The organism is Pseudomonas sp. CROZ-RG-20F-R04-15, from assembly GCF_022662375.1.
Classification (GTDB): Bacteria; Pseudomonadota; Gammaproteobacteria; order Pseudomonadales; family Pseudomonadaceae; genus Aquipseudomonas.
The window spans coordinates 1-6334 of sequence record NZ_JAKNQL010000050.1; the positions used below are offsets into that span (position 1 = coordinate 1).

Below are 6334 nucleotides of genomic sequence, written 5' to 3' on the forward strand. Positions count from 1 at the left end.
TTGATCGGGCATCACTGTCAGAGACTAGTTGAATGGCTGCTGAAAGGCGCCGCCCTCAATGTGATAAACCTTCGGTTCGTCCGAGAAATAATCTTCCAGCCCCAGCATGAACAGCCTATGGTCCTCACTCGCTTCAAAACCCGGCGTGTGTTCCTCAAGTGATTGCCAGCGCACGATCAGATTGAAAACCTCGGGCGTTTCGATCCCTTGCGCGAGCAGGTGCCCGCCGTAACCCTTGGCGCGGCTGAGCAACGGCTCGACCTCGGTAAACGCACGCCGAAACGCTTCAATTTGTTCTTTGTGAACGGGTAGCAGAGCGATCTCGTAAACCATGATGTTCTCCTCAGGACTGAGTTCAGCGATTGGCAAGTTCGGATGATGGCTCTACGGCAATCGCGATTTTCCCTTGAAGCCCGTTATTGGGACTTTCGAGCCGGGCATGGGCGAGGCCGATGTCGGCCAGCGAATAGACGGCGCCAACGTGTGGCCGTAACTGACCGCGAGCGATCAATGCGCTCAGTTCATCGAGCTTGCCGCGGTTTTGCCGGGTGAACACGAAGTGATAACTGGCGTTCTTGCCCCAGGCCTGAATGAGGTTTTGTGGCCGGGCAAGGTCGACGATCGACACCACGCGGCCAAGCTGTGCGAGCGCGTCGGGACTGCGCGACAGGGTGTCGCCGCCGATGGTGTCGAACACCACATCGACGCCACGACCCTCGGTTTCGCGCAGAATCGCATCAACGTAATCTTCCTTTTCGTAGTCGATCAGCACATCGGCACCCATGCGCCGTGCGAACTCGAAATTGCCTTCGCGAACGGTGGTGAAGACCTTCGCGCCGACAGCTTTGGCCAGCTGGATTGCAACATGGCCGACGCCGCCTGCGCCGCCGTGGATCAGGATGCTTTCGCCGACCCTGAGCGCGGCCCGCACGACCAATGCTTCCCACGCGGTTCCGCCCACCAGGCTCAGGCTGGCCGCTTCGAGGTGACTCAACGCGGGCGGCTTCTTGCCGACAATGCTTTGCGCCGCCACGTGGTACTCGGCATAACTGCCCGGGCCATCAAATATTTGCGGGGTGTACCAGACTTCGTCACCCGGCACGAACGCCGTCACCCCCAGGCCGACGGCTTCGACAACGCCCGAGACGTCGTGCCCGGTGATGGCGGGGAGGGGCACCAGGTCGGCATAGTCGCCACGGCGCACCTGATAATCCAGCGGGTTGATGGAGGTGGCGTGCACCCGCACCAGCACTTCTCCGGCTTGTGGCACTGGTTTGGGCACGTCGCACAGTTCGAACGATTGCGCGCCGCCAAATGATGTAAGGATCATCGCTTTCATTGCATTGCCTCGTTTCGGTAAAAAGGGATATCGGGAATTCTCGATATCATGGGGTAAAAAATTACAGCTCGCTGCCGATGATCTCGGCCAGCGCACTGATCGCTGCTTCGTTGCGTTTGTAATAAGTCCACTGGCCAATGCGCCTGACTTCGACCAAACCGGCGCGTTGCAACGTCGCCAGATAATCGGACACCGTCGACTGCGACAGCCCGACGCCTTCCTGAATACTGCTGACGCAAACGCCCACCGTGTACACGTCACCTTCATCCTGGGGAGGAAAGTGTTTCTCGGGATCCTTCAAGCCTTTGAGGATTTCCAGGCGTGTGCGGTTCGAGAGGGCTTTGAAGATTTCGAGTAGTTCCATGCCGCGAAGATATCGGAATTTACCGATATGTCAATATCTGAATGCGAGACCAATCAGGCAATGACTCTGACCTTGTGGGAGCGAGCCTGCTCGCGAAAGCGGTGTATCAGTCGATGAATGAGTCAACTGAACCAACGCATTCGCGAGCAGGCTCGCTCCCACAGGGGAAGGGTTCGGTTTCAGATGACGTATCAACCGCGATACTGGCCGGGCGTGGCCGCCAGATGTTGTTTGAACGCCCGCTGAAAATGCGCCTGATCGGCAAACCCGGCCTCAAGCGCCACATCCGCAATCAACTGCCCGCTGCGCAGGCGCTCGCGGGCAAACTGGATGCGCTGGTTGACCAGAAACGCGTGGGGCGTCATGCCGTAATGCTGTTTGAAGGCGCGGATCAGGTATGAGGGTGACAGTTGTGCTGCTGCTGCACAGATGTCGTCGAGGTTGAGCACCTCGGTGCAGTGCTCGCGGATGAAGTCAGCCGCGCGTTCCAGTTTGAAATTGGGTTCGCGCAACGAAGGTCCGGCAGGGTTGAGGAGCAGTTGCAGATCACTGAAAAACTCTACTGCTGCACTCTGTTTGCGTAGCACATCCTGTTGCGGGTCGACCAACGTTTGATACAGCCCGTTCAGCTCGTTGAACAGCGCAGCGTCATCAAGGTGTGTAGTGGAAAAACGCCGAAATTCAAGATCACTGGCAAAGCCCAACTGATGCTGCAAATCCGTTAGCCATGGCGTTTCCACGTACAGCATCACATACGACCAAGGCTGGTCATCGATCGGATTGCACGCATGCACATCGCCGGGGTTCATCAGCACCACGGTGCCCGCCGCGACCTCGAACTGCGCCTGCTCATGCACATACGTGCTGCGCCCGGCGGTGATTGCGCCAATGGAAAAGTGCGCGTGGGAATGCCGCGCATAGCAGACCTCGCGGCCATCGGCGATGGCCCGGGCTTCAATGAATGGCAGCGCCGCGTCGCGCCAGAAGCGCGGGGCTTTTTCAGGGTTTTTGGCGGCAGCGTGTTTCATCGTTGTTATTCCCGGCAGGCCAGCGCGCCAGTGTATTAGCTCTGGCCGGCAAAGGCCCGTTCGAGTTCGGCAATGTCGAGTTTTTTCATCTGGAACATGGCCTGCATCGCCCGCTGTGACTTGCTCGTGTCGGCATCCAGCATCATGTGCATAAACGCCACCGGGACGATCTGCCACGACACGCCGAACTTGTCCTTGAGCCAGCCGCATTGCTGGGCTTCGATGGGGCCGCCCTCGGACAGCTTCCCCCAGAAATGGTCGACTTCTTCCTGATTCTGACAATTGACCTGAAACGAAATCGCCTCGCTGAATTTGAACATCGGCCCACCGTTGAGCCCGGTGAAGGTCTGGCCATCGAGCTCGAAACTGACGGTCATCACCGCACCTTCCGGCTTACCGTGAAATTCCTGGCCGACCTTGCTGTAGTGGGTCAGGCCGGTGATTTTCGAGTGATCGAAGATCGAGCAGTAGAACTTCGCAGCGGCTTCGGCTTGATCGTCGAACCACAGGCAGGGCGTGAGTTTCTGAAACCGTTGCATGGCAGTCATCCTCGGCAGGTTAGACACGCAGGATTTACAGCGTAGTCAGTCCCTGGTCGATTGCCGGTGCCGTAGATCGACAATTGCCGAGCATTGAAAATCCCGACGACGGAGACACCGAGCCGATTGCGCTGCTGGTGGCGATGCATTCGCTGACCATCCTCGGCCCGACCCTGATCAAGATCGGCTACGTCATGCGCCTGCTGGCGCAGTACCGCATCCGTGGTCTGCAGATGATCCCGCAAACCGCATAGATCCCTGTGGGAGCGAGCCTGCTCGCGAAGGCGTCGGCACAGTCGGAGTCTATGTTGCCTGACACACCGCTTTCGCGAGCAGGCTCGCTCCCACAATGGCAGCAGGGTTTCCAGAATCTGCAGTCAACGCAAAATCCTGGGGGAACGGTGTTTCTGAAATTTCAGCGGCGCTCGGCAACCATCAGCAATGACTGCGGCAGCTGACTTTGCGGGTGTTGTGGCTCCTGCAAACCGGCCAATTGGAACCCGGCCATATCGAGTGCATTCAGCCAGCTCGACAAGGTGCGGAAATACCACGGCATCGACTGCCACTGGCCTTTGAACCCGGCGAACGATTCTTCGCGCCAGCCATCCTGATAATCGCCTGCCGCCACAGCCCACGGATGCAAGGTCTGAATGACCAGCGCTCCGCCGCGAACCAGCAATGTATGCATCGCCGCAAGCAGCGGAATAATGTCCTGATGCAGCAGCGAGAAGTTGGCGCACACCAGATCGTAGTCGCGACCGATGTCGACGGTCCCATCGACCAGCGTGTCATAGCTGGCGACATGCACCCGCGCCGCCCCCGCCAAACGCGCCGCTTCGACCAGCCGCGCATCGCCATCCACACCGACAGCTTCAATCCCCCGATCCGCCAGCGCCCGCAACAACCAGCCTTCGCCACACCCCAGATCCAGCACGCGCTGCGGCTGCCGGCCCATGATCGCCAGCAGAATCGCTTGATCGGTCACCTGCTGGCGGCTTTCGATAGCACCGCTGCGTATCACCTCGATCCAGGCATCAGCGTTGTCGTGCCAGCTCTGCAAAAGGCTGGATTCGGGCGAGGGCATGGCGGTGTCCCGACTTTTGAAAAACCACAGTATGGACGCTGATCGCAAGCCAGGGCTTGGAGATCAGCGTATCCACCACAGCTCCGAACGTCGATTTTTTTGAGAAATCGATATCAGGTCCATTTCCCGGTCATTTTTTCGAAGCCGCCAAAGCCTCTTCCAGCGCTGCATTTGCACGTTCGGCGGTTTGCGCATCACCGTGCTTTTTCAGCAGCTCAGTGACCTCGCCCAACTGTGCCGCGCTGAGCCCGACGCGCAGGCTCGCCGCCATATGCGCGCGCAGTTGCGGTTCCACGCCCGGCGTCGCTGCCAGCGCCCCGACAGTCGCCAGTTCACGGCTTTGCCAGTCGAGGTTGTCGCGCTCGAAGATGTCGCCGAACAGGTGGGTTTGCAGGAACCGGTTGATCACCGGGGCGAACTCGAACACCGGGCCTTTGACCGGGGCGCCGGAGATCTTGGTTTGATTCGCCGTGCCCGCGACCAGCAACTCATCCCCGACCGGAATCGCCCGGCTCGGCTCGCGTCCCGGCGCATCTTCGATGCCGCGTTGTTTGCGTGCCTGCACCACCGTCATCAGCTCGTTCAAGGCATTGAGGCTGCGCGGGAAACCCACATAGGCGTAGAGCTGCACGAGAATTTCACGGGTTTCGCTGATGGTCAGTCCGGCGTCGAGTGCCTGGTTGAGCGCCGAGTTGAGGTTGAGCATGTCGCTGGTCGCCATGAACGCGGCAATCAGTGGAATCGTCTGTTGTTTACTCGACAGGGCTTGTGCGGTGGTTTGCGGAGTAGTCATGGATTGCGGTGCCTCGGCTGCTTGAGTGGTAAGGCTGAACATCGTTCCAACGCTCAGGCAGAGCGTCATGAGTGCGGGGAGGGCAGCGCTGCTGCGTGTGTCAGTGGCCATCGTGAAAGGCTCCCGTTGGACGTGGGGAGAACAGTAAGCGAGGTGACCGGCGGGGACTAGACGGGTAAATCGGGATGGCTTGATGAATTCTGCTCATCAATCCACGGAATGAGTGAAGGAATAACCCTGCACTCATTCCTTTGGGTGACTACTGCGGTACGCGCAGCTTGTCCAGCAATCGGTTGACCAACAGCTCGTTCAGCATGATCACCTGTTGCAGCGCCAGCAGCGGTTTGCGCTCCGGGCCGCCTATAGAGTTGGCAATGTTACCGGCCATGGAGTGGGCGTAGGAAAGTGATTCACATGCTTCGATCAACAGGGTTTCTTCATCCAGCGTAGGGTCGACCAGATAGACCGGGCGAAACGGGGGCGAGCTTGGCGGAGCACCCAGTGCTTCGGGTCTCAGGTAGTAGTCGAGGGCGCGGTCGGTGGCTTCTTTGACCTTTTGCGGGTCAAGCGCGGGGTCGTGAGGGATTGGATCGGTGGGCGGTGGATTTGGCGTGATTTTGAACATGGATGAAACTCCTATCGCAGTTTAAGGAGCCATCACTCTCGCTACCAAACGAGTGGGTGGTGGCCATACGCGGGTTGGTAGACCGGCTGCAATAGGAACCCGGCGCTCACGAGTGAGCCCCACGCATGACCACCATTGAACTGAGCCTCCACAAAGAGACAGCACAGGGTGTTGTCACACGGCTATTACAGACGGGCTACCAAACCCGATCACTGTTTTGCAGTGACAGGCAAACGATATAGCCCGAACCATAGCCGTGTAAGCCGGCGGATTCTGGCGTACGCGTAGGTAACGGTGCAAGGTGTTGTAGGGTGGATGGCGTAACGGTTTGTGTGTTTTAAACGTGATCACTGGATGACGTTTACGCATGGGCAATGTCGGTTGGTGGCGGCTTTCGGTTTTGCGTGAGTCTGTGAAATTTTCCCCCCTCACCCCAGCCCTCTCCCCCAGGGGGGCGAGGGGGAAGGGAGCAGATCTCCATGTACTTCCAGGCCTGAGTTCGACTCGGTATCTCAAGTCGGTGCAATTTGCACATTCAGCGCGGTCAGTTCCCTCTACCTCT

At 58.7% G+C, this 6334-nt stretch carries 9 protein-coding genes and 1 pseudogene; 2 read left to right on the forward strand and 8 right to left on the reverse strand.

The features are described 5' to 3' along the window. Window positions 1-24: 24 nt before the first annotated feature. From L8H52_RS30075 to L8H52_RS30095, 5 genes are all read right to left on the reverse strand, one after another. Window positions 25-333, reverse strand: coding sequence for an antibiotic biosynthesis monooxygenase (locus tag L8H52_RS30075; protein WP_242210133.1), 309 nt, complete (start codon window positions 331-333; stop codon window positions 25-27). A gap of 22 nt (window positions 334-355) precedes the next feature. Then, window positions 356-1339: a zinc-dependent alcohol dehydrogenase family protein gene (locus tag L8H52_RS30080; protein WP_242210134.1), complete on the reverse strand. Its 984-nt coding sequence runs from the start codon at window positions 1337-1339 to the stop codon at window positions 356-358. A 61-nt stretch (window positions 1340-1400) separates the two neighbouring features. Then, window positions 1401-1703, reverse strand: a complete 303-nt coding sequence (locus L8H52_RS30085) for a metalloregulator ArsR/SmtB family transcription factor (RefSeq protein WP_242210135.1) — start codon at window positions 1701-1703, stop codon at window positions 1401-1403. A gap of 191 nt (window positions 1704-1894) precedes the next feature. Continuing rightward, window positions 1895-2731, reverse strand: coding sequence for an AraC family transcriptional regulator (locus L8H52_RS30090; RefSeq protein WP_242210136.1), 837 nt, complete (start codon window positions 2729-2731; stop codon window positions 1895-1897). A gap of 35 nt (window positions 2732-2766) precedes the next feature. After that, on the reverse strand, window positions 2767-3270 hold the full coding sequence (locus L8H52_RS30095; RefSeq protein ID WP_242210137.1) for a VOC family protein: 504 nt from the start codon (window positions 3268-3270) through the stop codon (window positions 2767-2769). Window positions 3271-3353: 83 nt separating this feature from the next. Here L8H52_RS30095 and L8H52_RS30100 point away from each other — a divergent pair, with 83 nt between their 5' ends. Both L8H52_RS30100 and L8H52_RS30565 read left to right on the forward strand, forming a co-directional pair. Beyond that, window positions 3354-3524, forward strand: a complete 171-nt coding sequence (locus L8H52_RS30100) for a hypothetical protein (protein ID WP_242210138.1) — start codon at window positions 3354-3356, stop codon at window positions 3522-3524. Then, window positions 3525-3620 (forward strand): annotated as a pseudogene (locus tag L8H52_RS30565) (metal ABC transporter ATP-binding protein); the annotation flags it as partial. A 65-nt stretch (window positions 3621-3685) separates the two neighbouring features. Here L8H52_RS30565 and L8H52_RS30110 read toward each other — a convergent pair. The 3 genes from L8H52_RS30110 to L8H52_RS30120 form a co-directional block, all read right to left on the reverse strand. After that, window positions 3686-4354: a class I SAM-dependent methyltransferase gene (locus tag L8H52_RS30110; protein WP_242210139.1), complete on the reverse strand. Its 669-nt coding sequence runs from the start codon at window positions 4352-4354 to the stop codon at window positions 3686-3688. Window positions 4355-4484: 130 nt separating this feature from the next. Then, on the reverse strand, window positions 4485-5258 hold the full coding sequence (locus L8H52_RS30115) for a carboxymuconolactone decarboxylase family protein (protein WP_242210140.1): 774 nt from the start codon (window positions 5256-5258) through the stop codon (window positions 4485-4487). Window positions 5259-5406: 148 nt separating this feature from the next. Further along, window positions 5407-5772 carry a hypothetical protein gene (locus L8H52_RS30120; protein WP_242210141.1) on the reverse strand — a complete coding sequence of 122 codons (366 nt, stop codon included), beginning with the start codon at window positions 5770-5772 and terminating at the stop codon, window positions 5407-5409. Window positions 5773-6334: the final 562 nt, after the last annotated feature.

Bases quoted from the DNA above. Each gene is read 5' to 3' on its own strand.
- L8H52_RS30110 (WP_242210139.1), bottom strand. From the start codon at position 4,354: ATGCCCTCGCCCGAATCCAGCCTTTTGCAGAGCTGGCACGACAACGCT.
- L8H52_RS30085 (WP_242210135.1), bottom strand. From the start codon at position 1,703: ATGGAACTACTCGAAATCTTCAAAGCCCTCTCGAACCGCACACGCCTG.
- L8H52_RS30095 (WP_242210137.1), bottom strand. From the start codon at position 3,270: ATGCAACGGTTTCAGAAACTCACGCCCTGCCTGTGGTTCGACGATCAA.
- L8H52_RS30075 (WP_242210133.1), bottom strand. From the start codon at position 333: ATGGTTTACGAGATCGCTCTGCTACCCGTTCACAAAGAACAAATTGAA.
- L8H52_RS30115 (WP_242210140.1), bottom strand. From the start codon at position 5,258: ATGGCCACTGACACACGCAGCAGCGCTGCCCTCCCCGCACTCATGACG.
- L8H52_RS30120 (WP_242210141.1), bottom strand. From the start codon at position 5,772: ATGTTCAAAATCACGCCAAATCCACCGCCCACCGATCCAATCCCTCAC.
- L8H52_RS30090 (WP_242210136.1), bottom strand. From the start codon at position 2,731: ATGAAACACGCTGCCGCCAAAAACCCTGAAAAAGCCCCGCGCTTCTGG.
- L8H52_RS30080 (WP_242210134.1), bottom strand. From the start codon at position 1,339: ATGAAAGCGATGATCCTTACATCATTTGGCGGCGCGCAATCGTTCGAA.